This window comes from Enterobacter sp. V87_3 (assembly GCF_029967835.1).
GTDB classification, from domain to species: domain Bacteria; phylum Pseudomonadota; class Gammaproteobacteria; order Enterobacterales; family Enterobacteriaceae; genus Enterobacter; species Enterobacter cancerogenus.
Window position 1 is genome coordinate 17,654 of sequence record NZ_JASCAM010000020.1, and the last position, 25,330, is coordinate 42,983.

General features: G+C 57.8%; 22 protein-coding genes and 1 tRNA gene. 15 read left to right on the plus strand and 8 right to left on the minus strand.

Features of this window, described 5'->3' with window-relative positions:
- The first annotated feature begins 9 nt into the window (after positions 1-9).
- From QLG21_RS08940 to agp, 5 genes are all read left to right on the plus strand, one after another.
- Positions 10-1,509: an aldehyde dehydrogenase gene (locus QLG21_RS08940; protein WP_282484249.1), complete on the plus strand. Its 1,500-nt coding sequence runs from the start codon at positions 10-12 to the stop codon at positions 1,507-1,509.
- Between the two features lie 68 nt (positions 1,510-1,577).
- Positions 1,578-2,255 (plus strand): GntR family transcriptional regulator, encoded by a 678-nt coding sequence (locus QLG21_RS08945; RefSeq protein WP_006174596.1) that lies wholly within the window; start codon positions 1,578-1,580, stop codon positions 2,253-2,255.
- A 260-nt stretch (positions 2,256-2,515) separates the two neighbouring features.
- Positions 2,516-3,835, plus strand: coding sequence for an FAD-binding oxidoreductase (locus QLG21_RS08950; RefSeq protein WP_282484250.1), 1,320 nt, complete (start codon positions 2,516-2,518; stop codon positions 3,833-3,835).
- Positions 3,836-3,907: 72 nt separating this feature from the next.
- Positions 3,908-4,411: a DedA family protein gene (locus QLG21_RS08955; protein WP_220711320.1), complete on the plus strand. Its 504-nt coding sequence runs from the start codon at positions 3,908-3,910 to the stop codon at positions 4,409-4,411.
- 90 nt (positions 4,412-4,501) lie between these two features.
- Positions 4,502-5,743 carry a bifunctional glucose-1-phosphatase/inositol phosphatase gene (gene agp / locus QLG21_RS08960; protein WP_282484251.1) on the plus strand — a complete coding sequence of 414 codons (1,242 nt, stop codon included), beginning with the start codon at positions 4,502-4,504 and terminating at the stop codon, positions 5,741-5,743.
- A 32-nt stretch (positions 5,744-5,775) separates the two neighbouring features.
- Here agp and QLG21_RS08965 read toward each other — a convergent pair whose 3' ends face one another.
- Both QLG21_RS08965 and wrbA read right to left on the minus strand, forming a co-directional pair.
- Positions 5,776-6,003: a YccJ family protein gene (locus QLG21_RS08965; RefSeq protein ID WP_006174601.1), complete on the minus strand. Its 228-nt coding sequence runs from the start codon at positions 6,001-6,003 to the stop codon at positions 5,776-5,778.
- A gap of 18 nt (positions 6,004-6,021) precedes the next feature.
- Positions 6,022-6,618 (minus strand): NAD(P)H:quinone oxidoreductase, encoded by a 597-nt coding sequence (gene wrbA, locus QLG21_RS08970; protein ID WP_006174602.1) that lies wholly within the window; start codon positions 6,616-6,618, stop codon positions 6,022-6,024.
- Between the two features lie 390 nt (positions 6,619-7,008).
- Between wrbA and QLG21_RS08975 the strand changes: the two genes are divergently transcribed.
- The 3 genes from QLG21_RS08975 (at position 7,009) to rutR (ending at position 8,844) form a co-directional block, all read left to right on the plus strand.
- Positions 7,009-7,179, plus strand: a complete 171-nt coding sequence (locus tag QLG21_RS08975; RefSeq protein ID WP_137848914.1) for a general stress protein — start codon at positions 7,009-7,011, stop codon at positions 7,177-7,179.
- Between the two features lie 115 nt (positions 7,180-7,294).
- Positions 7,295-8,209 (plus strand): DMT family transporter, encoded by a 915-nt coding sequence (locus tag QLG21_RS08980; RefSeq protein ID WP_101737931.1) that lies wholly within the window; start codon positions 7,295-7,297, stop codon positions 8,207-8,209.
- A complete protein-coding gene (gene rutR, locus QLG21_RS08985) occupies positions 8,206-8,844 on the plus strand; it encodes an HTH-type transcriptional regulator RutR (protein WP_006174606.1) in 639 nt (212 codons plus the stop codon). The genes QLG21_RS08980 and rutR overlap by 4 nt, the downstream gene beginning before the upstream one ends.
- Here rutR and QLG21_RS08990 read toward each other — a convergent pair.
- Positions 8,841-9,236 carry a lysozyme inhibitor LprI family protein gene (locus QLG21_RS08990; RefSeq protein WP_282484252.1) on the minus strand — a complete coding sequence of 132 codons (396 nt, stop codon included), beginning with the start codon at positions 9,234-9,236 and terminating at the stop codon, positions 8,841-8,843. The genes rutR and QLG21_RS08990 overlap by 4 nt on opposite strands.
- Before the next feature lie 100 nt (positions 9,237-9,336).
- Positions 9,337-13,299, minus strand: a complete 3,963-nt coding sequence (gene putA / locus QLG21_RS08995) for a trifunctional transcriptional regulator/proline dehydrogenase/L-glutamate gamma-semialdehyde dehydrogenase (protein WP_282484253.1) — start codon at positions 13,297-13,299, stop codon at positions 9,337-9,339.
- Between the two features lie 423 nt (positions 13,300-13,722).
- Here putA and putP point away from each other — a divergent pair, with 423 nt between their 5' ends.
- Positions 13,723-15,231, plus strand: a complete 1,509-nt coding sequence (gene putP / locus QLG21_RS09000) for a sodium/proline symporter PutP (protein ID WP_273968089.1) — start codon at positions 13,723-13,725, stop codon at positions 15,229-15,231.
- 116 nt (positions 15,232-15,347) lie between these two features.
- A complete protein-coding gene (locus QLG21_RS09005) occupies positions 15,348-15,767 on the plus strand; it encodes a DUF3574 domain-containing protein (protein WP_282484254.1) in 420 nt (139 codons plus the stop codon).
- An 87-nt stretch (positions 15,768-15,854) separates the two neighbouring features.
- Here QLG21_RS09005 and QLG21_RS09010 read toward each other — a convergent pair whose 3' ends face one another.
- A complete protein-coding gene (locus QLG21_RS09010; RefSeq protein ID WP_006174611.1) occupies positions 15,855-17,039 on the minus strand; it encodes a nucleoside transporter C-terminal domain-containing protein in 1,185 nt (394 codons plus the stop codon).
- Positions 17,040-17,290: 251 nt separating this feature from the next.
- Here QLG21_RS09010 and efeU point away from each other — a divergent pair, with 251 nt between their 5' ends.
- From efeU to phoH, 4 genes are all read left to right on the plus strand, one after another.
- Positions 17,291-18,124, plus strand: coding sequence for an iron uptake transporter permease EfeU (gene efeU / locus QLG21_RS09015; protein WP_088207526.1), 834 nt, complete (start codon positions 17,291-17,293; stop codon positions 18,122-18,124).
- 43 nt (positions 18,125-18,167) lie between these two features.
- Positions 18,168-19,295 carry an iron uptake system protein EfeO gene (gene efeO, locus QLG21_RS09020; protein ID WP_137848909.1) on the plus strand — a complete coding sequence of 376 codons (1,128 nt, stop codon included), beginning with the start codon at positions 18,168-18,170 and terminating at the stop codon, positions 19,293-19,295.
- A 5-nt stretch (positions 19,296-19,300) separates the two neighbouring features.
- Positions 19,301-20,584, plus strand: a complete 1,284-nt coding sequence (efeB, locus tag QLG21_RS09025) for an iron uptake transporter deferrochelatase/peroxidase subunit (RefSeq protein WP_282484255.1) — start codon at positions 19,301-19,303, stop codon at positions 20,582-20,584.
- Positions 20,585-21,083: 499 nt separating this feature from the next.
- Entirely contained in the window at positions 21,084-21,872 is a 789-nt protein-coding gene (gene phoH, locus QLG21_RS09030) for a phosphate starvation-inducible protein PhoH (RefSeq protein WP_171007382.1), read from the plus strand.
- A gap of 526 nt (positions 21,873-22,398) precedes the next feature.
- Here the strand turns inward: phoH and QLG21_RS09035 are convergent.
- The 3 genes from QLG21_RS09035 to QLG21_RS09045 all read right to left on the minus strand — a co-directional run bounded on the left by QLG21_RS09035 (position 22,399) and on the right by QLG21_RS09045 (position 24,182).
- Positions 22,399-22,486 (minus strand) — tRNA-Ser (locus QLG21_RS09035).
- A 137-nt stretch (positions 22,487-22,623) separates the two neighbouring features.
- Positions 22,624-23,301, minus strand: a complete 678-nt coding sequence (locus QLG21_RS09040) for an isochorismatase family protein (RefSeq protein WP_006174618.1) — start codon at positions 23,299-23,301, stop codon at positions 22,624-22,626.
- Positions 23,302-23,312: 11 nt separating this feature from the next.
- Positions 23,313-24,182 carry a pirin family protein gene (locus tag QLG21_RS09045; RefSeq protein WP_282484256.1) on the minus strand — a complete coding sequence of 290 codons (870 nt, stop codon included), beginning with the start codon at positions 24,180-24,182 and terminating at the stop codon, positions 23,313-23,315.
- 110 nt (positions 24,183-24,292) lie between these two features.
- On the opposite strand from QLG21_RS09045, the gene QLG21_RS09050 reads away from it, so the two are divergent.
- Positions 24,293-25,198: a LysR family transcriptional regulator gene (locus QLG21_RS09050; RefSeq protein ID WP_282484257.1), complete on the plus strand. Its 906-nt coding sequence runs from the start codon at positions 24,293-24,295 to the stop codon at positions 25,196-25,198.
- The last annotated feature ends 132 nt before the right edge of the window (positions 25,199-25,330 follow it).

Here is a 25,330-nt window from a genome sequence, read left to right on the forward strand (position 1 = left end):
GGAGAAAAGATGAACAAGCTTCAGACGCTCGGGGACGTGATGCGCCTTACGGACCATCTTCAGATCCCGGATAACGCGTTTATTAATGGCCGTTTCACCGCGGCCCATTCCGGCCAAACCCTGACAACCTATAATCCGGCGACCGGTGAACCCCTGGCCGCTATCGCCGCCTGCGATGAAAACGACGTGAACGCGGCAGTCAGCGCGGCGCGTGGTGCATTTGAGACAGGCAGTTGGCGCAAGCAGACGCCGGGTGAACGTAAGGCGGTCTTGCTCAGGCTGGCGGCGCTGATGGAGCAGGAGTGTGAGTCGCTGGCGGCGCTGGAAAGCCTTGACAGCGGCAAGCCGTTCAGCGAGTGCCTGGCGGTGGACGTGCCGGAAACTATTCATGTTCTGAAGTGGCACGCGGAAGCCATCGACAAGCTGTATGACCACACCGCGCCAACGGGCAACGCGCTGGCGCTGGTGGTGCGCGAGCCGATTGGCGTGGTGGGCTGCGTCCTGCCGTGGAACTTCCCGCTGCTGATGCTCGCCTGGAAGATCGGTCCGGCGCTGGCGGCAGGCTGCTCCGTCGTGGTTAAACCGGCAGAGCAAACCTCGCTGACGTCGCTGCGCGTGGCGGAACTGGCGTATGAGGCGGGCGTTCCGGCGGGCGTGCTGAATATCGTCACCGGAACCGGCAAGGCGGTCGGGGAGCCGATTGGGCTGCATCCCGACATCGACATGGTCAGCTTTACCGGATCGACCGCAACCGGGCGTCGTTTCCTGCATTACGCCGCCGAATCTAACCTGAAAAAGGTCGTACTGGAGTGCGGCGGCAAAAATCCGGCGCTGGTGTTTAACGATGCCGATGATGTCGCGGCGGTTGCCGGGCATGTGCTTAACGGTGCGTTCTGGAACATGGGCGAGAACTGTTCTGCCACGTCGCGCCTGCTGGTACAGGAAGGGATAAAAGAGGCGCTGCTGGCAGAGATGGCGAAGCAGATCGGCACCTGGACGATGGGCAATCCGCTCGATCCGAACAACCGTCTGGGAACGATGGTCTCGCCGGAACACTTCAGTAAGGTAAGCCGCTATCTTGATATTGCGCGTCAGGAAGGGCTGCGCGTGCTGCACGGCGGCAGTACGGAGATGGGCGCTTATGTGCAGCCGACGGTGATCGACGGCGTTACGCCGGAAAGCGCGCTGTTCCGCGAGGAGATATTCGGCCCTGTGCTGTGCGTCACGACGTTTAAAACCGAAGCCGAAGCCGTTGCGCTGGCGAACGACACCCCTTACGGGCTGGCTGCATCGGTTTATACCGGCAGACTCAATCGCGCCGTTCGCGTCTCCCGCGCTATTCGCGCCGGGACGGTGACCGTGAACTGCTTCGGGGAAGGCGACGCCACGACGCCATTTGGCGGCTATAAGCAGTCCGGTTTTGGCGGGCGCGATAAGTCAGCCTTCGCGCTCGATCAGTACACCGAACTGAAAACCATCTGGATTGACGTTTCTGACGAGGATGACTGAGGAAATTTGCCGTCGCGCGCCTTTATCTGTAGGTTAATCAGCATTACAGGCAGTTTCAGGAGGCGATAATGAGAACGGGCAAAGCTGCGCTTTATGAGGATCTCAAGCGGCTTATCTTGACGATGGAACTGGATCCCGATGCGCTGCTGGATGAAGCCAGCCTGACGGCGCAATACGGCCTGTCACGCACCCCGGTGCGCGAAGTGTTTCAGCGCCTTGCGGGGGAAGGGTATCTCGAGATTGTCGAAAAGCGGGGCGTAAGGGTGATCCCCATGAGCCACGCTACGCTGCGCAACTTCTTCCTCGTGGCCCCGATGATCTATGCCGCGGTGGGGCGCCTGGCGGTTCAGCATTACAAGCCTGTGCAGTTAAAGGCGCTTAAAGAGGCGCAAAAGCGCTTTCGCAAAGCGGTTCAAAACCAGGATGCCGACGCGCTGGCGCTGGAGAACAACCGCTTTCACGAGATCATGGGCGAGATGGCGGCGAACCCCTATCTGCAGCCGAGCCTGGGCCGTTTGTTGATAGACCACTGCCGTATCGGCCACACCTTTTTCCGTCCGCAAAATGAGGACATGGAGCGGCGGTTACTGTTGGCCGCCGATCATCACGATGCGTTTATCGCCGCGCTGGAAGCACGCGATGAACAGACGGTAGTCGATCTGGTATTTGAACACTGGGAGCTGTCCCGGGAAAACATGGAGATCTTCATCGCGCCGCAGGGGTTAAAGGCCGATGAGCGCGTGTAGATATTTGATTAATCTCACCTGACGTTCCGCCCGCGGCCTCCGCTGGCGGGCGTTTTTCACGACATTTTTTTCCTTTATTCGCCGTTCATCGGGGGCTTTTTCATGCCCAAAATTAACCTAAAATTAACTATTTTTATACTTGTTGTATACATGAGATATACATCACGTATTCATTATTCCAGTCTGGCTACCATGTTTTTCAGCAACGCTTAGTGGTCGTAAGCGAAAAGAAAAAATGACAGCGTACCGGAGTAAATCACGTGCAAAAGATCACCTCACTGCCTGCCGATGACGCCCTGCCAGGGTGGTATCACACCAGTCCATCGCGCATCCCTCGTCCTGCCCATGTAGGGCAAAAACATGCCCGCTGGGCGATCGTTGGAGCTGGATTAACCGGGCTTGCCGCCGCCCGACAGATGGCGCTGAATTTCCCCGATGATGAAATTGTCCTGATTGAGGCGCAGGAGGTGGGCTTTGGCCCGTCCGGTCGCAACGCGGGCTTTGCCATCGACGTCCCGCACGACATTGGGGCGAAGGACTACATCGGCGATGTCAAAACGGCAAATCTGATCCTCCGGCTCAACACGCTGGGGCAAAACTATCTGCGTGAGGTTGTTCAGGAGCACGGTATTGCGTGCCAGATGTCCGAGTCCGGGAAATACCGGGCGGCGGTTGGCGAGCAGGGGATAGCGATTCTGGAAGCTTATCGCAGGGGGCTTGAGAAGATTGGCCGGGAAACGCAGATGATTGCGGGTCACGATCTTCCCGACCACATCGGCACGTCGTATTACAAACAGGCGCTTTATATTCCGGGTACTATCCTTTTGCAACCCTCGGCGCTGGTAAAAGGGCTGGCAAACAGCCTGCCCGCGAACGTCACGATCTATGAGTACACGCCCATTACGTCGATTAACTACGGCGACAAAGTGACACTGGTGCATGATAAAGGCAGCATCACGGCAGATACGCTGATTCTGGCGAACAATGCCTTTGCGTCGCACTTTGGCTTTCTGCGCGGACGCCTGCTGCCGACCTTCCTGTACGGTAGCCTGACGCGGCCCCTGACCGCTGATGAGCAATCTCAGCTCGGCGGCAAGCCGGTCTGGGGGGTGATCCCGGCGCATCCCTTTGGCAGTACCGTGCGCCGGACGGTGGACAACCGCATCCTGGTGCGTAACAGCTTCAGCTTCCATCCGGATGGTCGCCCGCGCGAGCAGCACCTGAAACGGTTTATCGCCAACCACCGTAAATCCTTTGAACGCCGCTTCCCGACCCTGAAACAGGTGGATTTCGAATACTCCTGGAGCGGTGCGATTTGCCTGTCGGAGAATCACGAGGGCTTTTTCGGCCAGCTTGCGCCAAACGTGTACGGCGCGCTGTGCTGTAACGGCCTCGGGATCACCCGCGGTACGGCTACCGGCAAGCTGCTGGCGGATATGATTGCCGGCGAGCGCAATGAGCTGATTGATTTTCTTGCCGCCTCGCCGGGGCCGAATAAGACGCCGCCGGAGCCGTTCCTCTCTGTGGGCGTTAACTCGGTGCTCAGGTGGGGGCAGTACCGGGCAGGGCTCGAGGTCTAAGCGGTTTAGACGCCATTCAGGCACGTTCGTTTCTAATAGCAGGACTGACGAAACAACGATCCGGAGTGAAGCATGGCGTGGCTGGACAATCTGCTGAACCATTTTGCGCACTACCCGGCGCATCTGTTCGCGCTGCTCTTTGCAATGGCGCTGGCAAAATCGACGGTTATCATCTCCTCCGTGCTTCCGCCCGCCTCGGTAATGCTGATCGCTGGGATTGCTGCGGGCCTGTCCAGCCTGCATCCGGGGCTGGCGTGGCTCGCCGTCGCGCTGGGTGCCGCCCTGGGATCGGTGCTCAATTACCACCTCGGCCAGCGGATGGGGAACACGCGCACCATTACGCGGCTCACCGCAAAACATGCCGATACGTTTTTGCGCGTGCAGCACCGGCTGCAGAAAAACGACGTCCTGGTACTGTTCACCGCGCGCTTTCTGGCGGTACTGCGCTATATCGTCCCGCTGACCGCCGGTATGCTAAGGCTGAACGCCGGCAAAGTGTATCTCGTGAGCCTGATTTCAGCCTGCGTCTGGGCAGCGTTATACGTTGCTGCGGCCATGGGGATCGCGATTTTCTAATCTTATGAGCGGTTTGAGAAATGCTTCCCGGAAAATTGTCATCAATCTGTCACACTTAACGCGACATCAAAACCGAGTGAGGAATAAGGGATGAGAAAAGCACTACTCGCTGTTGCAGTGGCAGGTTGCGTATCAGTCACCTTTGGCGCTCAGGCGCAGGACACGCCCGAAGGATACCAGCTGGAACAGGTCTTAATCATGAGCCGCCATAACCTGCGCGCGCCGCTCGCCAATAACGGCAGCGTTCTGGAGCAGTCCACGGCGAAGCAGTGGCCTGAGTGGGATGTGCCGGGCGGCCAGCTGACCACCAAGGGCGGCGTGCTTGAAGTCTACATGGGCCACTATATGCGCGAATGGCTGGCAGCGCAGAAGATGGTGACCTCCGGTGAATGCCCGCCAGCCGACACCGTGTATGCCTACGCCAACAGCCTGCAGCGCACCGTGGCAACCGCGCAGTTCTTTATTACCGGGGCTTTCCCGGGCTGCGACGTGCCGGTGCATCATCAGGAAAAAATGGGCACCATGGACCCGACCTTCAACCCCATCATTACCGACAGCTCGCCGGAATTCCGCGAAAAAGCGCTCAGTGCGATGGCATCAGAACGACAGAAAATGCAGCTGGACGAGAGCTACAGGCTGCTGGAGCAGATGACCAACTTTGCTGATTCGCCGTCCTGCAAGGAGAAGAAGATCTGTTCCCTGACGGATGCAAAAGATACCTTCAGCGCGGATGTCGACAAAGAGCCGGGCGTCTCCGGGCCGCTGAAAACAGGGAATTCGCTGGTGGATGCCTTCACTCTGCAGTATTACGAAGGGTTCCCGATGGACCAGGTCGCGTGGGGCGAAATCAAAACCGACCAGCAGTGGCGCATACTGTCGAAGCTGAAAAACGGCTATCAGGACGCGCTGTTTACCTCTACAGCGGTGGCACAAAACGTCGCGAAACCGCTGGTGAAGTATATCGACAAGGCGCTGGTCACCGACCGGACCACCTCGCCAAAAATAACGCTGCTGGTGGGTCACGACTCCAACATCGCCTCGCTGCTGACGGCGCTGGATTTCCAGCCGTATCAGCTTCATGACCAGCAGGAGCGCACGCCGATTGGCGGGAAAATCGTCTTCCAGCGCTGGCACGATAAGAACGCCAACCGCGAGCTGATGAAGATTGAGTATGTCTACCAAAGTACGGAGCAGTTGCGTAACGCCAGCGTGCTGTCACTGGCATCCCCGGCGCAGCGCGTGACCCTGGCGCTGAAAGGGTGCCCTATTGATGCAGACGGATTCTGTCCGATTGATAAGTTTGATGCGGTAATGAACAGCGCGGCAAAATAGCGGAAAATCCCCCGCCGCGGCGGGGGACATAGTCAGACGTTTTTACGTTCGATGGTTTGCTCACCCCAGAACAGGGAGTCTTTGTCCGTTTTCCCGAAGGCCAGTTCCAGAACCTCATCGCTGCCTTCTTCCCATATCTGCTCTGCCAGCTTCTCGTCATATTTTGCGACTTCAAAGATAGCTTCGGCGATCTCCGGCGAGGTGTTGCGTAAACTGGCCCATTCACCTACGCGGTGGGCTTTCGATTCTTGAGTTGGCATGCTTGTCCTCCTGTTGGGTTAGCCGAAAAGTTTTTTGGCCAGACCCGCGACGTGTTCACCCTGATAGCGGGCGATGGAAAGCTCTTCATTACTTGGCTGGCGAGAGCCGTCGCCACCGGCAATGGTGGTTGCGCCGTAAGGTGTGCCGCCCCGAACCTCAGACACATCAAACAGCTCTTGCGCGCCGTAGCCAATCGGCACAATCACCATCCCATGATGAGCAAGGGTAGTCCAGGTTGAGGTAATCGTCTGCTCCTGGCCGCCGCCGGTCCCGGTTGAGCTGAATACGCTCGCCAGCTTGCCGTACAGCGCGCCAGACGCCCACAGTCCTCCGGTTTGGTCGAGGAAGGTGCGCATCTGGCCTGACATATTGCCGAAGCGGGTTGGGGTGCCGATGATAATGGCATCGTAGTCGGCCAGCTCCTGCGGCGTGGCCTGCGGGGCGTTTTGTGTTTTTCCCCCGGCTTTGGCGAACGCCTCGGCGTTCATGGTTTCCGGTACGCGCTTCACCACAACATCCACGCCGTCTACTCTGTTTGCGCCTTCTGCAACCGCGTGAGCCATGGTTTCAATGTGTCCATACATGGAATAATAGAGCACCAGAACTTTTGCCATTTTGCATCACTCCTCGTTTGTTGTTCTGACAGCGAATCGCTGCGTTACTTTAAAGATATGTCGTGATGGGCAGACTGCAACTTTTCAGGCCATTTCTTTGATTTATAACAATATGTTAACGTTTCGTCTCTGTAGCAAAATGAAACAACTTTCGGCCGTCAAATTTTTGGAATGATAAGAGAGGCTTATGGATGGCCGTCGCGTTATCTCATACAAAAGGCTCAGATCATGTTGCAGGATATTACCTCTGGCTTGCCGGATAGCCTCACTCCGCTAAGCTTAGTTTCACGCGACGCAGATAAAGGTACTGCGCTGACGTCGCCAGGTGAAAGAATACTCTTTTACTGAATGCAATATGATGTCTAATGTTTCACACTCTGGAGGTTAGAGATGGCAAACCATCGTGGTGGTTCAGGTAATTTCGCAGAAGACCGTGACAGAGCATCAGAAGCAGGTCGTAAAGGTGGCCAGTCAAGCGGGGGTAATTTCAAAAATGACCCTCAGCGTGCATCAGAAGCTGGCAAAAAAGGGGGGAAAAACAGCCACGGCAGCAGCAAGTAGTACGCCGGGTTGACTCCCTGCCGCCGGGTCTCCCGGCGGTTTTTTATGCCCGTAACATTGAACTGGAACGCAAGGCATCGCACACTAGGGCATTGATTCTTTTCGCCGGTGCCGCATGTCAGTTTCACGCTTTACACTCTCCGTTAAACCCCAGGAAGCCATTCTCATTTTGATCACCATGTTCTGGGGCGGAACCTTCCTCGCCGTCCAGTACGCGGTCACCCTGAGCGATCCCTTCTTTTTTGTGGGTCTGCGCTTTGCCACCGCGGCGATTGCCGTGGCGTTAATCTCACTGAAAACTCTGCGCGGGCTGACGCTCAAAGAACTGAAGGCCGGTGTGGCAATTGGTATTGCCATCGCCATGGGCTACAGCCTGCAAACCTGGGGGTTGCAGAGCATCTCCAGCAGTAAATCTGCATTTATTACCGCCATGTACGTGCCGCTGGTGCCGCTGTTGCAGTGGCTCTGTCTGGGGCGGATGCCGGGGCTGATGTCCTGCATCGGGATTGTGCTGGCCTTTATTGGCCTGATTTTGCTGGCCGGACCGGAAAATAACCTGCTGGCGCTGGGGCCGGGCGAGCTGATCACCCTCACGGGTGCCATTGCCATTGCGGCAGAAATTATTTTGATTAGCGCCTGGGCGGGAAGCGTGGACGTTAAGCGGGTGACGGTGGTGCAGCTTGCTACCGCCTCGCTGGTGGCGTTTGCCGCCATGGTTCCGGCGGGGGAGTCGGTTCCGCCAATGTCCACCGGGCTGGTTGTGGTTGCCCTGGGGCTGGGCATTTTCAGCGCCATTATTCAGGTCACCATGAACTGGGCGCAGCGCAGCGTATCACCCACGCGCGCGACGGTTATCTATACCGGTGAGCCGGTCTGGGCGGGTATTTTCGGGCGCATCGCTGGCGAGCGCCTGCCGCTGCTCGCGCTGCTGGGGGCGGCGTTCATCATCGCGGGCGTGCTGGTAAGCGAGCTAAAGCTCAGGCGCAAGAAAAAGACGCGGGTCTGTGACGAGCCGGGAGAGCAGGTATGAGCCCGCGCGCAGCGCCAAAAACCGGCAAGCGTTCCCTGGCCGTCAGCGCCAAAAAGCAGGCCATTCTCAGCGCGGCGCTTGAGACCTTCTCGCAGTTTGGCATTCACGGCACGCGTCTTGAGCAGGTGGCTGAACAGGCCGGGGTGTCGAAAACCAATCTGCTGTACTACTACCCGTCAAAAGAGGCGCTCTATGTGGCGGTGATGAAGCAGATCCTGGATATCTGGCTCGCGCCGCTGAAAGCGTTTCGCGAAGAGCTGGCACCGCTGGTCGCCATCGGGGAGTACATCCGCCTGAAGCTCGAAGTTTCCCGCGACCATCCGCAGGCGTCCAGGCTGTTCTGTCTGGAGATGCTGCAGGGCGCGCCGCTGCTGCAGGCTGAGCTGACGGGCGATTTAAAGCAGCTGGTTGACGACAAGTCGGCAATCATTGCCGGATGGGTAGCCGCCGGGAAGCTGGCTCCGGTCGACCCGCAGCATCTGATCTTTATGATTTGGGCCTCAACGCAGCATTACGCTGACTTTGCGGCCCAGGTGGAAGCGGTGACCGGAAAAACGCTGCGGGATGAGGCGTTTTTCCAGAGCACCCTTGAAAACGTCCAGCGGATGATAATCGAAGGCATCCGCGTGCGTTAGTGCGACGGGGGAAGGGGGCAGCTCAAATCGCCTTCTTCACACTGCATTAAGGACGCAAGATAGGCCTCGCGCTCGGTGGTTTTTTCCGCCAGACACTGATTGGCGATCATCGGCTGGACGCTGCCCCCCGCACTGCCGGAGGCGGCAAACGCGCAGTCTGCATCCCTTAAGACAATCCATGCCTGCTGCGCTTTTTTCAGTAGCGGCTGCTGTGCGGCGTCGGCGCGCTTCATGACCGTCTGATACGTTTGGTTCAGCTTTTTATCTGCTGCCTGATACTGCTGCGCGGTACAGCTGTTCATGTCCGTCTGGGTGTTGGCGCTGGCGCAAACATCGGCCAGCGCGCTGGTGCTAAACAGCAGTGCGGCGCCCGCAATAAGTAATGGTTTCATCTTCTCTCCCTACAAAAAAGCCGGATACGCTGCGCTTATCCGGCCTACGGTAACGTATGTAGCCCCGGTAAGCGTAGCGCCACCGGGGGATTTTACACAATTAGCCGATAGTCATCAGGCTGGCGTTGCCCCCTGCGGCGGCGGTATTCACGCTGAGCGAGCGTTCAACGTACAGACGCTCCAGCAGCAGATTTGTTTCACCGCGGGCAAAGCCCTGCACCGACACGATGGCCCCGCTGCGGGCCGCCACCTGCTCGCACAGCTCGCGCAGCTGATCCGAGTCGCCGTGGTAGATCACCGCGTCAAACGGCTGGGTGAGAAGCGCATCCGGTTTCGCAAAGTGAATGCGGGCGGCCACCTCTTTCGGCAACTGCTTGGCGAGATCGCGGTGCAGCGCGTCTTCCGGCCACAGCACCTCACAACCCGTGGCGGCAGCGGCGGCCAGCTGTACCAGCGCGTCCTGCTCGTTATCGGCCATGCACAGTACGCGCTCGCGCGGCATCAGCGTCCAGGTGTTGCGCTCGCCGGTCGGCCCCGGCAGCAGACGCTGGGTACCGGCCTGCGCCAGCTCGCCGTACTGCTGCGCCAGGGTGCGCAGTTCCGGACGCTTGTCGGCCCACTTGATGAGCGCGTCCAGCGGCTGCGTGAGTACGGCCTTGAGCTGCGCATCTACCGGGTAGGCGGCATCCTGGCGCGCCAGGGTAACGCTCAGCGCATTTTCCGGACGGTTTGCCAGCAGACGGTACAGGTACATCGGTCCACCCGCTTTCGGACCGGTGCCGGACAGGCCTTCGCCGCCGAACGGCTGCACGCCCACCACAGCACCCACCATGTTGCGGTTGACGTACAGGTTGCCGACTTTCGCGCTGCCGGTAACCTGAGCGATGGTTTCATCGATGCGGGTATGCACGCCGAGCGTCAGGCCATAGCCGGAGGCGTTAATCTGCCCGATAAGCTCGTTCAGGTTGTTTCGGTTGTAACGCACGACGTGCAGCACTGGCCCGAAGACCTCTTTTTTCAGCTCGTCGAAGCTTGCCAGCTCAATCAGCGTTGGCGGGACAAAGGTGCCGGTCTGCCATTCGCGGGCATCTTCGCTGTTCTCACGCACCGCCTGGAACACCGGGCGGCCTTTGGCACGCATTGTCTGAATATGGTTCTCGATATTCTCTTTCGCCTCGGCGTCAATCACCGGCCCAATGTCGGTGGTGAGGCGTCCCGGGTTGCCCATGCGGCATTCGGCCATCGCGCCGCGCAGCATTTTCAGCGTATGGTCGGCAATGTCATCCTGCAGACACAGCACGCGCAGGGCCGAACAGCGCTGACCTGCGCTGTCAAACGCCGAGGCCAGCACGTCAACCACCACCTGCTCGGTGAGCGCGGAGGAGTCGACGATCATGGCGTTCATCCCGCCGGTTTCCGCCACCAGCGGCGTTGGGCGTCCTTGCGCATCCAGACGCGTGGCGATGTTGCGTTGCAGCAGCGTCGCCACCTCGGTGGAGCCGGTAAACATCACGCCGCGTACGCGGTTGTCTGAGGTCAGTTTTGCCCCAACCGTTTCACCGCGGCCCGGCACCAGCTGGACCACGCCCGCAGGCACGCCCGCTTCGCGCAGGATAGCGATACCCTGGGCGGCAATCAGCGGCGTTTGCTCGGCCGGTTTCGCCAGCACACTGTTGCCTGCGGCGAGCGCGGCTGCAATCTGGCCGGTAAAGATCGCCAGTGGGAAGTTCCACGGGCTGATACAGACAATCGGGCCAAGCGGACGGTGCGTTTCATTATCGAAATCATCGCGTACCTGCCCGGCATAGTAATGCAGGAAGTCGACCGCCTCGCGCACTTCGGCGATGGCGTTGCTGAAGGTTTTACCCGCTTCGCGCACCAGAATGCCGATGAGCTGCTGCATCTGATCTTCCATCAGCACCGCCGCGCGTTCCAGAATGGCGGCACGCTCCTGCGGCGGCGTCGCGAACCAGATTGGCGCGTTGTTCACCGCACTCTCCAGCGCCTGCTCCACTTCCGCTTCCGTGGCTTCACGCGCGTAGCCGACGATATCTTTTGGCTCCGCCGGGTTGATCACCGGCTGCATTTCACCGTCGTCGACGGCGTGCTCAAGAATCGGTTTTGCCTGCCATTTCTGCAACGCGCTGTTGAGCAGGGCAGAGGAGAGCGATGCCAGACGGTGTTCGTTGGCCAGATCCAGGCCCGCGGAGTTAACACGGCCTGCGCCGTACAGTTCGCGCGGGTGGGCAATTTTCGGGTGCGGCAGACCAACCTGACCTTCCTGCGCCGCCATTTTTTCAACGGCCAGCACCGGATCGGCCACCAGTTCATCCAGCGGCAGCGTAGTGTCGGCGATGCGGTTGACGAAGGAGGTGTTCGCGCCATTTTCCAGCAGACGACGCACCAGGTAGGCCAGCAGGGTTTCATGCGTCCCGACCGGGGCATAAATACGGCACGGGCGGTTCAGCTTGCCGTCGGCCACTTTGCCGGTCACCTGCTCGTACAGCGGTTCACCCATGCCGTGCAGGCACTGGAACTCGTACTGTCCCGGATAGTAGTTCTGCCCGGCCAGGCTGTAGATCGCCGCCAGCGTGTGGGCGTTGTGGGTGGCGAACTGCGGGTAGATCAGGTTCGGCACGCCGAGCAGTTTTTTCGCACAGGCGAGGTAAGAGACGTCGGTGTAAACCTTGCGGGTGTAGACCGGATAACCTTCCAGGCCTTCCATCTGCGCGCGTTTGATTTCGCTGTCCCAGTAGGCGCCTTTCACCAGACGGATCATCAGGCGGCGACGGCTGCGGGAGGCGAGATCAATCAGATAGTCAATGACGAACGGGCAGCGTTTCTGGTAGGCCTGGATCACAAAGCCAATCCCGTTCCAGCCCGCCAGCTCCGGTTCAAAGCACAGTTTTTCCAGCAGATCGAGGGAGATCTCCAGACGGTCGGCCTCTTCGGCGTCGATGTTAATCCCGATGTCGTACTGACGCGCCAGCAGGGTCAGGGATTTCAGGCGCGGATACAGCTCTTCCATCACCCGGTCATACTGCGCGCGGCTGTAGCGCGGGTGCAGGGCAGAAAGCTTGATGGAGATGCCCGGCCCTTCATAAATGCCGCGCCCGTTGGAGGCTTTACCGATGGCGTGGATCGCCTGCTGGTAAGAGACCATGTACGCCTGCGCGTCGGCGGCGGTCAGCGCCGCTTCGCCCAGCATGTCATACGAGTAGCGGAAGCCTTTGTCCTCGAGCTTGCGGGCATTTGCCAGCGCTTCGGCAATGGTTTCCCCGGTGACGAACTGCTCGCCCATCAGGCGCATCGCCATGTCCACGCCTTTACGGATCAGCGGCTCGCCGCTCTTGCCAATAATGCGGTTCAGCGAGCGGGAGAGATTCGCTTCGTTATGGGTTGACACCAGTCTGCCGGTAAACAGCAGCCCCCAGGTGGCGGCGTTAACGAACAGCGACGGGCTGCGGCCAATGTGTGACTGCCAGTTGCCGTTGCTGATTTTGTCGCGGATCAGCGCATCGCGGGTGGCTTTGTCGGGAATACGCAGCAGCGCTTCCGCCAGGCACATCAGCGCCACGCCTTCCTGTGAGGAGAGAGAAAACTCCTGCAACAGGCCTTGCACCATCCCGGCGCGGCCGGTGGCATTTTTTTGGTTACGCAGCTTATCGGCCAACTGGTACGCCAGGCTGTGCGCCTGAGCGGCAATGTCCTGCGGCAGGCGGGCCTGCTCCAGCAGCATCGGCACGGCGTCGGTTTCGGCCCGGCGGTAGGCGCCGGTTATGGCTGCGCGGCTGACGGACTGCGGCAGGATCTGCTCGGCGAACTCCAGGAATGGCTGATGGGTCTCTTCGACAACAGCGGCGGTTTCTTCGCTTTCGTTCGCTGCGCCAGCCAGCAGGGCAGGCAGCTCGGGCAGCCCTTCGTCGCTCTCCAGCCTTTCGAGATAATTATAAATCGCCTGCTTGATTAGCCAGTGCGGCGTGCGGTCAATGCGGGTCGCCGCGGTTTTAATCCGTTCGCGGGTAGCGTCATCCAGCTTAACCCCCATGGTGGTCATCCCCATGCCAAAACTCCTGTTGTTCTGTAAGCGTGTTCAATCGTTAGCGTGAAATATCCACCATGTTGCAACTTTGTGCAACCGTGTTAAATGTGACCTGTGCTGCAAGCTGGCAAATGGCTTAATTGTTAATGGCTGGTTAGCTAAAAAATGCCGAAGGCGAGGTCGTCTGTAGCGCGGTTTTATGCGGAACTTAACAGTTTTGAAAGGTGCAACCCGTAAAAGCGTGAGCGAGTGCAACCTATAGGAAAGACGTATCAAACCTGGGATGTATTTGATGTAAATGCCGTGTTAAATCGTTTGTGTGCGAGCACTGCTTCCGGCAGGATACGCGCGGCCAACAGAAATACAGACACTCATTACCCCGTTCCGGTAATGACATAACAAGGCAACCCGGACGGTTGTCGCTCGACAATTTGGAGAATTTGAATGGCAATTAGCACACCGATGCTGGTGACATTTCTCGTTTATATCCTCGGCATGATCCTGATAGGGTTTTTGGCATGGCGTTCAACGAAAAACTTTGACGACTATATTCTGGGCGGCCGCAGCTTAGGCCCGATGGTGACCGCGCTCTCTGCGGGTGCCTCCGATATGAGCGGCTGGCTGCTGATGGGGCTGCCGGGCGCGATTTTCATTTCCGGGATTTCAGAAAGCTGGATCGCCATCGGCCTGACCGTCGGCGCATGGATCAACTGGAAGCTGGTGGCGGGCCGCCTGCGCGTCCACACCGAAGCCAACAATAACGCCCTGACGCTGCCGGACTACTTCACCGGCCGCTTCGAAGACAACAGCCGCATCCTGCGTATTATCTCTGCGGTGGTGATCCTGCTGTTCTTCACTATCTACTGCGCCTCCGGCATCGTAGCCGGTGCACGTCTGTTCGAAAGCACCTTCGGCATGAGCTATGAAACCGCGCTGTGGGCCGGTGCCGCCGCAACCATCATCTATACCTTCGTGGGCGGGTTCCTGGCGGTAAGCTGGACGGATACCGTGCAGGCCAGCCTGATGATCTTCGCCCTGATCCTGACGCCGGTGATTGTGATTTTCACCGTCGGCGGTTTTGGCGAATCGCTGGAAGTGATCAAGCAGAAGAGCATCGAAAACGTCGATATGCTGAAGGGGCTTAACTTCGTGGCCATCGTCTCCCTGATGGGCTGGGGTCTGGGCTACTTTGGTCAGCCGCATATCCTGGCGCGCTTTATGGCGGCAGATTCTCACCACACCATCGTCCATGCACGTCGCATCAGTATGACGTGGATGATCCTCTGTCTGGCTGGCGCATGTGCGGTCGGCTTCTTCGGGATTGCGTACTTCAATAACAACCCGGCGCAGGCAGGGGCGGTGAACCAGAACGCCGAGCGCGTGTTCATTGAGCTGGCGCAGATCCTCTTTAACCCGTGGATTGCCGGTATCCTGCTGTCTGCGATTCTGGCGGCGGTGATGTCGACCCTGAGCTGCCAGCTGCTGGTCTGCTCCAGCGCAATCACCGAAGACCTCTACAAGGCGTTCCTGCGTAAAGGGGCGAGCCAGAAAGAGCTGGTGTGGGTGGGGCGTTTCATGGTGCTGGTGGTGGCGCTGGTCTCCATCGCGCTGGCGGCTAACCCGGAAAACCGCGTGCTGGGGCTGGTGAGCTACGCGTGGGCAGGCTTCGGCGCGGCCTTTGGTCCGGTGGTGCTCTTCTCGGTGCTGTGGTCGCGCATGACCCGCAACGGCGCGCTGGCGGGGATGATTATCGGTGCGGTCACCGTCATCGTCTGGAAACAGTTCGCGTGGCTGGGCCTGTACGAAATCATTCCGGGCTTCATCTTCGGCAGCATCGGCATTGTGGTGTTCAGCCTGCTTGGCAAGGCACCGTCTGCTGCGATGCAAAAACGCTTCGCTGAAGCGGACGCGCATTACCACTCTGCACCACCGTCTAAGCTGCAGGCAGAATAATTTTTCCACGTCACACCGTAGGCCGGGTAAGCGCAAGCGCCACCCGGCTTTTTTCTTGCCAAAATCCGTCATTTACGGTGATATCGCTGCACTTATAACGATGAGGATAGCGAACAATGACAATCAAAACAGGGTTGATGGTGGCGGCATTACTGATGCTGGCAGGCTGTAACGCGCCCGCGCAACGCGCAGCCGTGGAGACCTGCAAAGCAGATAACCAGATGCAGCAGACCACGCTCTATTTCGGCTTAAACCGTCCTGCAGGCGCGCAGATCACCGGCAACGAGTGGCAGCAATTTGTCGATCAGGACGTGACGACACGTTTTCGCGACGGCTTAACGGTGTTTGACGCGCGCGGTCAGTGGCTGGGTAACGACGGAAAAGTGGCGCGGGAGCCGAGTAAAGCGCTGATGCTAATCCATGCCCACGATGCGCAGAGCGAAAAGAATATCGAAGCGTTGCGCGGGATCTATAAATCTCGCTTCGCGCAGGAGTCGGTGATGCGGATCGATCAGCCGGTGTGCGTGCAGTTCTGATAAAACCAGACCCGGTGGCAGCTACGCCTTACCGGGCCTACAAATCCCGTAGGCCCGTGCAAGCGAAGCGCCACCCGGCAAAGCATCTTACAATACCAGCCCCGCAAAACTCGCCGACAGCAGGCTCACAAGCGTTGCGCCATACACCAGACGCAGACCGAAGCGCGAGACCACGTTGCCCTGACGCTCGTTAAGGCCTTTAATCGCTCCGGCGACAATGCCGATAGACGCAAAGTTAGCGAACGACACCAGGAAGACGGATAAAATGCCCAGCCCGCGCGGTGACATCTGATGGGCAATTTTTTGCAGCTCAATCATCGCCACAAACTCGTTCGCCACCAGTTTGGTTGCCATAATGCTGCCGGCGTGCAAGGCATCGTGGAGCGGGATCCCAATAAGCCACGCCAGCGGATAAAAGACGTAGCCCAGGATCTGCTGGAAGCTCATACCAAATACGCTGGAGAAGAGGGCGTTGACCGCACTAATCAGCGCAATAAAGCCAATCAGCATCGCCAGAATAATCATCGCCACTTTAAAACCGGCCAGAATATATTCGCCGAGCATTTCAAAGAAGCTTTGCGATTCATGCAGTTTTTCCAGCTTAATCTCTGATTCCGCTTCCGGGCGCGCCGGGTTAATAATCGAGAGAATAATAAAGGTGCTGAACATGTTGAGAATAAGCGCCGCAACGACAAATTTGGCATCGAGCATGGTCATATAGGCGCCGACAATCGACAGGGAAACGGTCGACATGGCGGTGGCAGCCATTGTAAACAGACGGCGCGAGGAGAGATCGCCCAGGACGCCTTTGTAAGCAATGAAGTTTTCCGACTGGCCGAGGATCAGCGAGCTTACCGCGTTAAACGATTCCAGCTTGCCCATGCCGTTCAGCTTTGACAGCAGCGTGCCGATCACGCGAATAAAAATCGGCAGAATACGCCAGTGCTGGAGAATACCAATCAGCGCCGAAATAAATATAATCGGGCACAGTACGCCGAGGAAAATAAACGCCAGCCCTTTTTCACCCATCCCCCCGAAGACAAAATTCGTCCCTTCGGCCGCGAATTTCAGCAGGGACTCAAAGAATCCCGAGACGTAATGAATAATAAACAGGCCGCTTTGCGCGTGCAGGAAAAAAAAGGCCAGCGCAATTTCAATAACGATCAGCTGTAAGACAAAGCGAATACGAATTTGACGGCGATCGAAACTCACCAGCCAGGCAAGGGCGAGGATTATGACCAGCGCCAGCAGGAAATGGACAATGTTATACATAGTGTGGTTACGGTTGGTTTTTGAGGCCGACATTTAGCCACAGCGCTGATTAACCGTAAATGGGCATTTTCGTTATAACTTATAAACTTAATCATAACTGTGCTAACTATTACCCGGCGATCCGTTTACATCTCGTCATCAAAACGCCCCATATTTCGCTTGTTTTTCTCTCAGCCGTAATGATAATCACTATCAAAAGAATTTACCTTTCTTTGCATCAGTTGACCGCGATAAACATTTAAGGTGTCGGCATGTTTGTTCCATTTCTCATTATGTTACGTGAAGGCCTTGAAGCGGCCCTGATTGTCAGCCTTATCGCCAGTTATCTGAAGCGAACCCAGCGCGGGCGCTGGATTGGCGTGATGTGGGTGGGCGTTTTTCTGGCGGCCGCGCTCTGTCTGGGGCTCGGAATCCTTATCAACGAAACCACCGGCGAATTCCCGCAACGGGAACAAGAGCTGTTTGAAGGGCTGGTCGCAGTGATTGCGGTGGTGATCCTCACCTGGATGGTGTTCTGGATGCGCAAAGTGTCGCGCAACGTGAAGGTGCAGCTGGAGCAGGCGGTGGACAACGCGCTGCAAAAAGGCAATCACCACGGCTGGGCGCTGATCGCGATGGTCTTTTTCGCCGTCGCGCGTGAGGGTCTGGAATCGGTGTTCTTCCTGCTGGCGGCATTCCAGCAGGATGTCGGCATCTGGCCGCCGCTGGGTGCCATGCTCGGGCTGGCAACCGCCGTCGTGCTCGGCTTTCTGCTCTACTGGGGCGGCATCCGCCTTAACCTGGGCGCGTTTTTCAAATGGACCAGCCTGTTTATTCTGCTGGTCGCGGCCGGGCTGGCGGCGGGGGCGATCCGCGCCTTCCATGAAGCCGGGCTGTGGAATCACTTCCAGGACGTGGCGTTTAACCTCAGCGGCATTCTCTCCACCCATTCTCTGACCGGAACGTTACTGGAAGGCATTTTTGGCTACCAGGAAACGCCAAGCATCAGCGAAGTGGCGGTGTACTTCCTCTACCTTATTCCGGCGCTGGTGCTGTTCTTTATGCCTTCGCGCCCCAGCACTCAGCCGTCGCAAATCGCGCCGTGAAGTGCATAATTTAGTTACAACATACTTTTAAACGGGAAAGGTCATGGCAATTCAATTTCGTCGTAGTGCGTTACAGGTTGGTATGGCGGCGCTCTTTGCGTCTGCATTATCCGCGCAGGCCGCTGATATTCCGCAGGTGAAAGTCACCGTGAATGATAAGCAGTGTGAACCGATGACCATCACGGTTAACAGCGGTAAAACCCAGTTTATTATTCAAAACCACAGTCAGAAGGCGCTGGAGTGGGAGATCCTCAAAGGCGTGATGGTGGTGGAAGAGCGCGAAAATATCGCGCCGGGCTTCACCCAGAAGATGACCGCTAACCTGCAACCGGGTGAATATGATATGACCTGCGGTCTGTTGACGAACCCAAAAGGGAAACTGATCGTCAAGGGCGAAGCCACTGCTGACGCGGCCAAAGGGGATGCCCTGCTGAGCCTGGGCGAGGCCATCACCGCGTATAAAGCGTATGTCATGAAAGAGACTGCGGATCTGGTTGCCGGAACAAAAGCCTTTACCGACGCGGTGAAATCAGGGGATATCGAAAAAGCGAAATCCCTGTATGCCCCAACCCGCCAGCACTATGAGCGTATCGAACCGATTGCCGAGCTGTTCTCCGACCTCGACGGCAGTATCGATGCCCGCGAAGATGACTACGAGCAGAAAGCCGCCGATCCTAAATTCACCGGCTTCCACCGCCTTGAAAAAGCTCTGTTCGGCGACAACGCCACCAAAGGGATGGAGAAATATGCAGAGCAGTTGAACAGCGACGTGCTGGACCTGCAAAAACGCATCAGCGAGCTGGCATTCCCGCCGTCAAAAGTGGTGGGCGGAGCAGCAGGCCTGATTGAAGAAGTTGCGGCGAGCAAAATCAGCGGTGAAGAAGATCGCTACAGCCACACCGACCTGTGGGATTTCCAGGCGAACGTTGACGGCGCACAGAAGATTGTTGATTTGCTGCGTCCTCAGCTGCAGAAAGAGAACGGCGAACTGCTGGCGAAAGTCGATGCTAATTTCAGGAAAGTCGACGCTATTCTGGCGAAGTACCGCACCAAAGACGGATTTGAAACCTACGACAAACTGACCGACGCTGACCGTAACGCGCTGAAAGGCCCTGTGACCACCCTGGCGGAAGATCTGGCTCAGCTGCGCGGCGTGCTGGGTCTGGACTGAGTAGAATGAACAAGCAAGACGAGTATGACGTCGCACAACCGTCGCGACGTCGGTTACTGAAAGGGGTAGGGGCGCTCGGCGGCGCGCTTGCCCTGGCGGGAGGGTGTCCGGTGGCACATGCGGCAAAACCGCAGAGTGCCCCCGGCACGCTGTCACCGGATGCCCGCATGGAGACCCAGCCGTTTTACGGCGTGCACCAGTCGGGCATTTTGACCCCGCAGCAGGCCTCCATGATGCTGGTGGCTTTCGATTCACTGGCAAGTGACAAAGCCGACCTGGAGCGTTTGTTCCGCCTGCTGACGGCACGTATCGCGTTTCTCACCGCGGGTGGACCAGCCCCGGATACGCCAAATCCGCGCCTGCCGCCGATGGACTCCGGTATTCTGGGGCCGTTTATCGCCCCCGATAATCTGACAATCACCGTATCGCTGGGTGAATCGCTGTTTGATACACGCTACGGGCTGACCAAACAAAAGCCCATTTCACTGCAAAAGATGACGCGTTTTCCCAACGACTCCCTCGACGCGGCCCTCTGTCATGGCGATCTGCTGCTGCAGATCTGCGCCAATACGCAGGACACGGTGATCCACGCCCTGCGGGACATTATTAAGCACACGCCGGACCTGCTGAGCGTGCGCTGGAAGCGGGAAGGGTTTATCTCTGACCACGCTGCCCGCAGTAAAGGAAAAGAGACGCCGGTCAACCTGCTGGGCTTTAAGGACGGCACGGCCAACCCGGACAGCAGCGATGCCACGCTGATGAACGAGGTGGTCTGGGTGACCGCCAGCCAGGGGGAACCGGCGTGGGCGGTGGGCGGCAGCTATCAGGCGGTGCGGATCATTCAGTTCCACGTCGAGTTCTGGGATCGCACGCCGCTTAAAGAACAGCAGACGATCTTCGGTCGCGATAAGCAAAGCGGCGCGCCGCTCGGCATGAAGAACGAGCATGACGTGCCCGACTATGCCCGCGACCCGCAAGGGGACGTGATTGCGCTGGATAGCCATATCCGGCTCGCCAATCCGCGCACGCCAGAAACACAGTCCAGCCTGATGATGCGCCGCGGCTACAGTTACTCCCTGGGCGTGACAAACGCCGGCCAGCTCGATATGGGGCTGCTGTTTGTCTGCTACCAGCACGACCTTGAGAAAGGCTTCCTGACGGTGCAGAAGCGGCTCAACGGCGAAGCGCTGGAGGAGTATATTAAACCTATCGGCGGTGGCTATTTCTTTGCTCTGCCTGGACCGCGCACGCCAGATGCCTATCTCGGTCAGGGTCTGATCGAAGCCTGATAATCGTCCCTGCGATTGTTCGCAGGGACATTATTTTTCGCGATGACTATCTTGTTGTTATTTTTCTGTAATATTTCTATATGAGACTGAATCCACTGCAGGTGCAGTCTTAAAAGTTGCATTATGGTAAAATAAATGTTGCATTTATGATAATCCCTGATGTACTTAAGATAAGACAGCGGTAGTTCCCGGCAGTGAAACTGATTCACTATGGAGATCGCGAATGGTAGCGTCCTGTACTGGACAAGGTAAGCGTAACAACCGCAGCACCCGGCGCGGAGGCTCTGACTCCGGCAGCGATCTCTTCACTACAGATTTATCCCCCTCAACGCAACACCCTCTTACTACCGACGTGCAAAATGGTGCGCGTAGCCGTTTTGTGTCGTCATCCGGCAAAGCAAGCAATGGCTTACAAGGAAGCCAACCCTCTGATGTTTGTGCGCATAATCGTGCCGACGCTGGCGCGTGTGATGAATACCAACAACTCAAGGTGCTATCCATGGGAAGACAAAAAGCAGTGATCAAAGCTCGTCGCGAAGCAAAACGTGTGCTGAGACGGGATTCACGTAGTCATAAACAGCGTGAAGAAGAGTCGGTCACCTCGCTTGTGCAGATGAGTGGCGTAGAAGCAATTGGCATGGCGCGGGACTGCCGTGATACTTCCCCAATTATGGCGCGGAATGAAGCTCAGGCGCACTACCTGAATGCTATCGAGAGTAAACAGCTCATCTTTGCAACCGGTGAAGCCGGATGCGGGAAAACCTGGATTAGTGCGGCCAAAGCGGCAGAGGCGCTGATCCACAAGGACGTGGACAGAATTATTGTCACCCGTCCGGTACTGCAGGCTGATGAAGATCTCGGCTTCTTACCCGGTGATATCTCAGAGAAGTTTGCTCCCTACTTCAGGCCCGTTTATGACGTGCTGGTGAAGCGGCTGGGCGCATCCTTTATGCAGTACTGCCTGCGGCCAGAGATTGGCAAGGTGGAAATCGCGCCGTTCGCCTATATGCGCGGACGTACATTTGAAAATGCGGTCGTGATCCTTGACGAGGCTCAGAACGTGACTGCAGCGCAAATGAAGATGTTTTTAACGCGCCTCGGGGAGAACGTGACGGTCATCGTCAATGGCGATATCACCCAGTGCGACCTGCCGTCGGGCGTCAAGTCCGGCCTGAGTGACGCCATGGCTCGTTTTGAAGAAGACGAGATGATTGGGGTGGTACGCTTTACCAAAGATGACTGCGTGCGTTCGGCGCTGTGCCAGCGAACGCTGCAGGCGTACTACTGAGTGACGTGTTGTGTTCAAGGCCCGGGGAACCGGGCTTTGTTTTTTGTGCGGTTTGTTGCGCCGGGTGGCGCTGCGCTTACCCGGCCTACGGGGCCGATGCGGTTTTACCAAAGGTTAGGACGTTTTCCCTCTCCCCTGGGGAGAGGGTTAGGGTGAGGGGCCCAGACCGCACAAGGGTGAAGTGCAACATGCAAAAAAAAAGCCCGTACTTTCGTACGAGCTCTTCTTTAAATATGGCGGTGAGGGGGGGATTGACTCGCTGCGCTCGCCCTTCGGGCAGCCTGTTCGCTGCGCGCCCAGTCTGTCCAACGGGCTGCCGCCCGTTGTCGAACCCCGGTCGGGAGTTCTCATCCCCCCGGGGGTGTGCAACATGCGAAAAAAAAAGCCCGTACTTTCGTACGAGCTCTTCTTCAAATATGGCGGTGAGGGGGGGATTCGAACCCCGGTCGGGAGTTCTCATCCCCCCGGGGGTGTGCAACATGCGAAAAAAAAAGCCCGTACTTTCGTACGAGCTCTTCTTCAAATATGGCGGTGAGGGGGGGATTCGAACCCCCGATACGTTGCCGTATACACACTTTCCAGGCGTGCTCCTTCAGCCACTCGGACACCTCACCATATTGTTTTGCTGCCTGACCGCTTGGGGGGCAACGGGGCGCTACTATAGGGAGTTGCGCTAAAACGGTCAAGCAGATTTTCTGTATTCGTGCTTGTTCGGTTAAGCCTTAATCAGCTTAGGTCGCAGCACGGGGTATTAACGCTGTGAATCGAGCATTTCGCCGTTTTTCACGACCTCCTGCGCCTTACCGTAGCTTTCGATCAACAGCTGATAGGCCGGGAAGATATGCGTATAAACCTCAGCCCACTGTGCAGCGTCTTCACGATTCCATGTCCGCTGGATCTCAGAAGCCACGGCAGCGGTATCCATTGGCACAACGCCCGCCTGAACCACACGGGCCAGGGTGATCTCCTGCGCCATTTTGCTGTAGGTGCCAGAGGCATCAATCACCGCAAACACTTTATAGCCGTCCGCCACCGCGCTGATGGACGGGAACGCCATGCAGACGCTGGTGATGGTCCCGGCAATAATCAGCGTGTTACGCCCGGTGGCTTTTACCGCTGCCACAAACTCTGGGTTATCCCAGGCGTTAATCTCACCTTTTCGGGCTACGTACTGGGCGTGCGGCGCGTTGGCGTGGATCTCCGGGATCAGCGGTCCGTTTGGCCCCTGCGGAACGGATGCAGTGGTAATCACCGGGATCTGTGCAAGCGTTGCGATTTTTGCCAGTGCTGCCGCACGGGCGCGCAGTTCCGGCATAGGCATGTCGCCAACGGTCTGGAACAGCCCGCTCTGATGATCGATAAGCAGCATGACCGCGTCATTCGCATCAATGACCGGGCGGGAACCGTTAAAATTTGCAGGTGTAGACATGTTCTTCTCCTTTATGACGAGAGGATCTGGCCAAAACGGCCTGAGTTGAAATCACGGATAGCTTCTGCGATTTCGGTTTTACTGTTCATCACAAACGGGCCGTAACCGACGATCGGCTCGTTCAGCGGTTCGCCCGCCATCAGCAGCACTTTGGTATCGCTGTTGGCTTCCAGGTGGACGCTGTCACCTTGCTGGCTGAGCACCACCAGCTGCGCTTCACCCGCCTGCGCGGTGCCGTTCACCGTGACGCTTCCTTCCAGCACCACAAGCGTTGTGCTCCAGCCTTCGGGCTGATGGAAGGTGTGGTAGCTTCCCTGATTCAGCGCCATATCCCAGACGTTCAGCGGGGAGAACGTTCGGGCCGGGCCGTCAGTCTCGCCGTAGCGGCCTGCGATCACCCGCAGCGTTCCACTGTCGTCCGGCAGCGTTACCACCGGGATCGTCTCTTTGGTGATGCTTTGATAGCCGGGTGCGGCCATTTTGTCTTTCGCAGGCAGGTTGACCCACAGCTGCATCATTTTGAGTTCCCCTCCTTTTTGCGAGAACGCGCTGGAGTGAAACTCTTCGTGCAAAATGCCCGAGCCTGCCGTCATCCACTGCACATCGCCCGGTCCAATCACGCCGCCTTGTCCCGTCGAATCGCGATGCTCCACTTCGCCGGAATAAACAATGGTGACTGTTTCAAATCCACGATGAGGATGCTGACCAACGCCGCGTTTTGCCCCGTCAGCCGGGAAGGTAAAGGGACCGGCGTAGTCCAAAAGCAGGAACGGGCTGAGCGGCTCACCGTGCGTCTGATATGAAAACATCGAGCGAACCGGAAAACCATCTCCGACCCAGTGCTGTCGCGGTGCGGTATAAACGCCTGTGACCTGTTTCATGATGAACTCCTGATGTTCTGTTGATGTAATTAGCTTATATTCAGGTCTAATGTTCCGGTAGAGCGTAAAAATGACACTCACTGTTCCGTTTGTGGAACGATGGAGAGGGTATGCAGGATCTCAACGATTTAGCCTGGTTTGTGAAAGTGGTCGAGCACGGAGGATTTGCGGCAGCGGGGCGGGCGCTTGATGAGCCTAAATCGAAACTGAGCCGCCGGATAGCTCAGCTGGAGGAGCGGCTTAGCGTGCGGTTAATTCAGCGTACCACGCGGCAGTTTACGGTGACGGAGGTCGGGCAGACGTTCTATCAGCACTGTAAGGCAATGCTGGTGGAAGCGGAGGCGGCAGAGGAGGCCGTGGCTGCGCTGCAGGCCGAACCGCGCGGTATCGTCAGGATCACCTGTCCGGTTACGTTGCTGCATGTCCACGTAGGGCCAATGCTGGCACGCTTTCTGGCGCGCTATCCCGGCATCAATCTGCAGCTGGAGGCAACCAATCGGCGGGTCGATCCGGTAGCCGAGGGGATTGATGTGGCGATCCGCGTGCGGCCGCGTCCGTTTGATGACAGCGATCTGGTTCTAAGGGTGCTGGCCGACAGGGGACATTGTCTGGTGGCGGGGCGGCAGCTGGTTGAACGCCTGGGCGCACCGCTTACCCCCTCGGCGCTGAGCGACTGGCCGGGCTTAAGCATGGGAGCCGGTAAACAGGTACATAAATGGGATCTCTGCGGTCCGCAGGGCGCAAAAGCGGAGATCCATTTCACGCCGCGCTTTATTACCACCGACATGCTGGCGCTACGCGAAGCGGCGATGGCGGGTGTGGGCGTAGTGCAATTGCCGATTTTGATGGTGAAAGAGCAACTTGCCTCCGGTGAACTCGTTCGGGTACTGGAAGACTGGGAGCCAAGACGGGAAGTGATCCACGCGGTTTATCCGTCCCGGCGCGGGCTGTTGCCATCCGTCAGAACGCTGGTGGATTTCCTCACCGAAGAGTATGCACGTATGGTGGAGGAATAATAATCCCCTCTCCCCTGGGGAGAGGGCTAGGGTGAGGGCCCCAGACCGCACCGTTCGGGTGATTGACCCACTGCGCTCGCCCGTTGTCGAACCCCGGTCGGGGGTTCTCATCCCCCCGGTGGTGTGCAACAT

Excerpts from the sequence above, each read along its gene's own strand:
- QLG21_RS08940 (WP_282484249.1), top strand. The coding sequence starts at position 10 with ATGAACAAGCTTCAGACGCTCGGGGACGTGATGCGCCTTACGGACCAT.
- QLG21_RS08945 (WP_006174596.1), top strand. The coding sequence starts at position 1,578 with ATGAGAACGGGCAAAGCTGCGCTTTATGAGGATCTCAAGCGGCTTATC.
- QLG21_RS08955 (WP_220711320.1), top strand. The coding sequence starts at position 3,908 with ATGGCGTGGCTGGACAATCTGCTGAACCATTTTGCGCACTACCCGGCG.
- agp (WP_282484251.1), top strand. The coding sequence starts at position 4,502 with ATGAGAAAAGCACTACTCGCTGTTGCAGTGGCAGGTTGCGTATCAGTC.
- QLG21_RS08965 (WP_006174601.1), bottom strand. The coding sequence starts at position 6,003 with ATGCCAACTCAAGAATCGAAAGCCCACCGCGTAGGTGAATGGGCCAGT.
- wrbA (WP_006174602.1), bottom strand. The coding sequence starts at position 6,618 with ATGGCAAAAGTTCTGGTGCTCTATTATTCCATGTATGGACACATTGAA.
- QLG21_RS08975 (WP_137848914.1), top strand. The coding sequence starts at position 7,009 with ATGGCAAACCATCGTGGTGGTTCAGGTAATTTCGCAGAAGACCGTGAC.
- QLG21_RS08980 (WP_101737931.1), top strand. The coding sequence starts at position 7,295 with ATGTCAGTTTCACGCTTTACACTCTCCGTTAAACCCCAGGAAGCCATT.
- rutR (WP_006174606.1), top strand. The coding sequence starts at position 8,206 with ATGAGCCCGCGCGCAGCGCCAAAAACCGGCAAGCGTTCCCTGGCCGTC.
- QLG21_RS08990 (WP_282484252.1), bottom strand. The coding sequence starts at position 9,236 with ATGAAACCATTACTTATTGCGGGCGCCGCACTGCTGTTTAGCACCAGC.
- putA (WP_282484253.1), bottom strand. The coding sequence starts at position 13,299 with ATGGGGATGACCACCATGGGGGTTAAGCTGGATGACGCTACCCGCGAA.
- putP (WP_273968089.1), top strand. The coding sequence starts at position 13,723 with ATGGCAATTAGCACACCGATGCTGGTGACATTTCTCGTTTATATCCTC.
- QLG21_RS09005 (WP_282484254.1), top strand. The coding sequence starts at position 15,348 with ATGACAATCAAAACAGGGTTGATGGTGGCGGCATTACTGATGCTGGCA.
- QLG21_RS09010 (WP_006174611.1), bottom strand. The coding sequence starts at position 17,039 with ATGTATAACATTGTCCATTTCCTGCTGGCGCTGGTCATAATCCTCGCC.
- efeU (WP_088207526.1), top strand. The coding sequence starts at position 17,291 with ATGTTTGTTCCATTTCTCATTATGTTACGTGAAGGCCTTGAAGCGGCC.
- efeO (WP_137848909.1), top strand. The coding sequence starts at position 18,168 with ATGGCAATTCAATTTCGTCGTAGTGCGTTACAGGTTGGTATGGCGGCG.
- efeB (WP_282484255.1), top strand. The coding sequence starts at position 19,301 with ATGAACAAGCAAGACGAGTATGACGTCGCACAACCGTCGCGACGTCGG.
- phoH (WP_171007382.1), top strand. The coding sequence starts at position 21,084 with ATGGGAAGACAAAAAGCAGTGATCAAAGCTCGTCGCGAAGCAAAACGT.
- QLG21_RS09040 (WP_006174618.1), bottom strand. The coding sequence starts at position 23,301 with ATGTCTACACCTGCAAATTTTAACGGTTCCCGCCCGGTCATTGATGCG.
- QLG21_RS09045 (WP_282484256.1), bottom strand. The coding sequence starts at position 24,182 with ATGAAACAGGTCACAGGCGTTTATACCGCACCGCGACAGCACTGGGTC.
- QLG21_RS09050 (WP_282484257.1), top strand. The coding sequence starts at position 24,293 with ATGCAGGATCTCAACGATTTAGCCTGGTTTGTGAAAGTGGTCGAGCAC.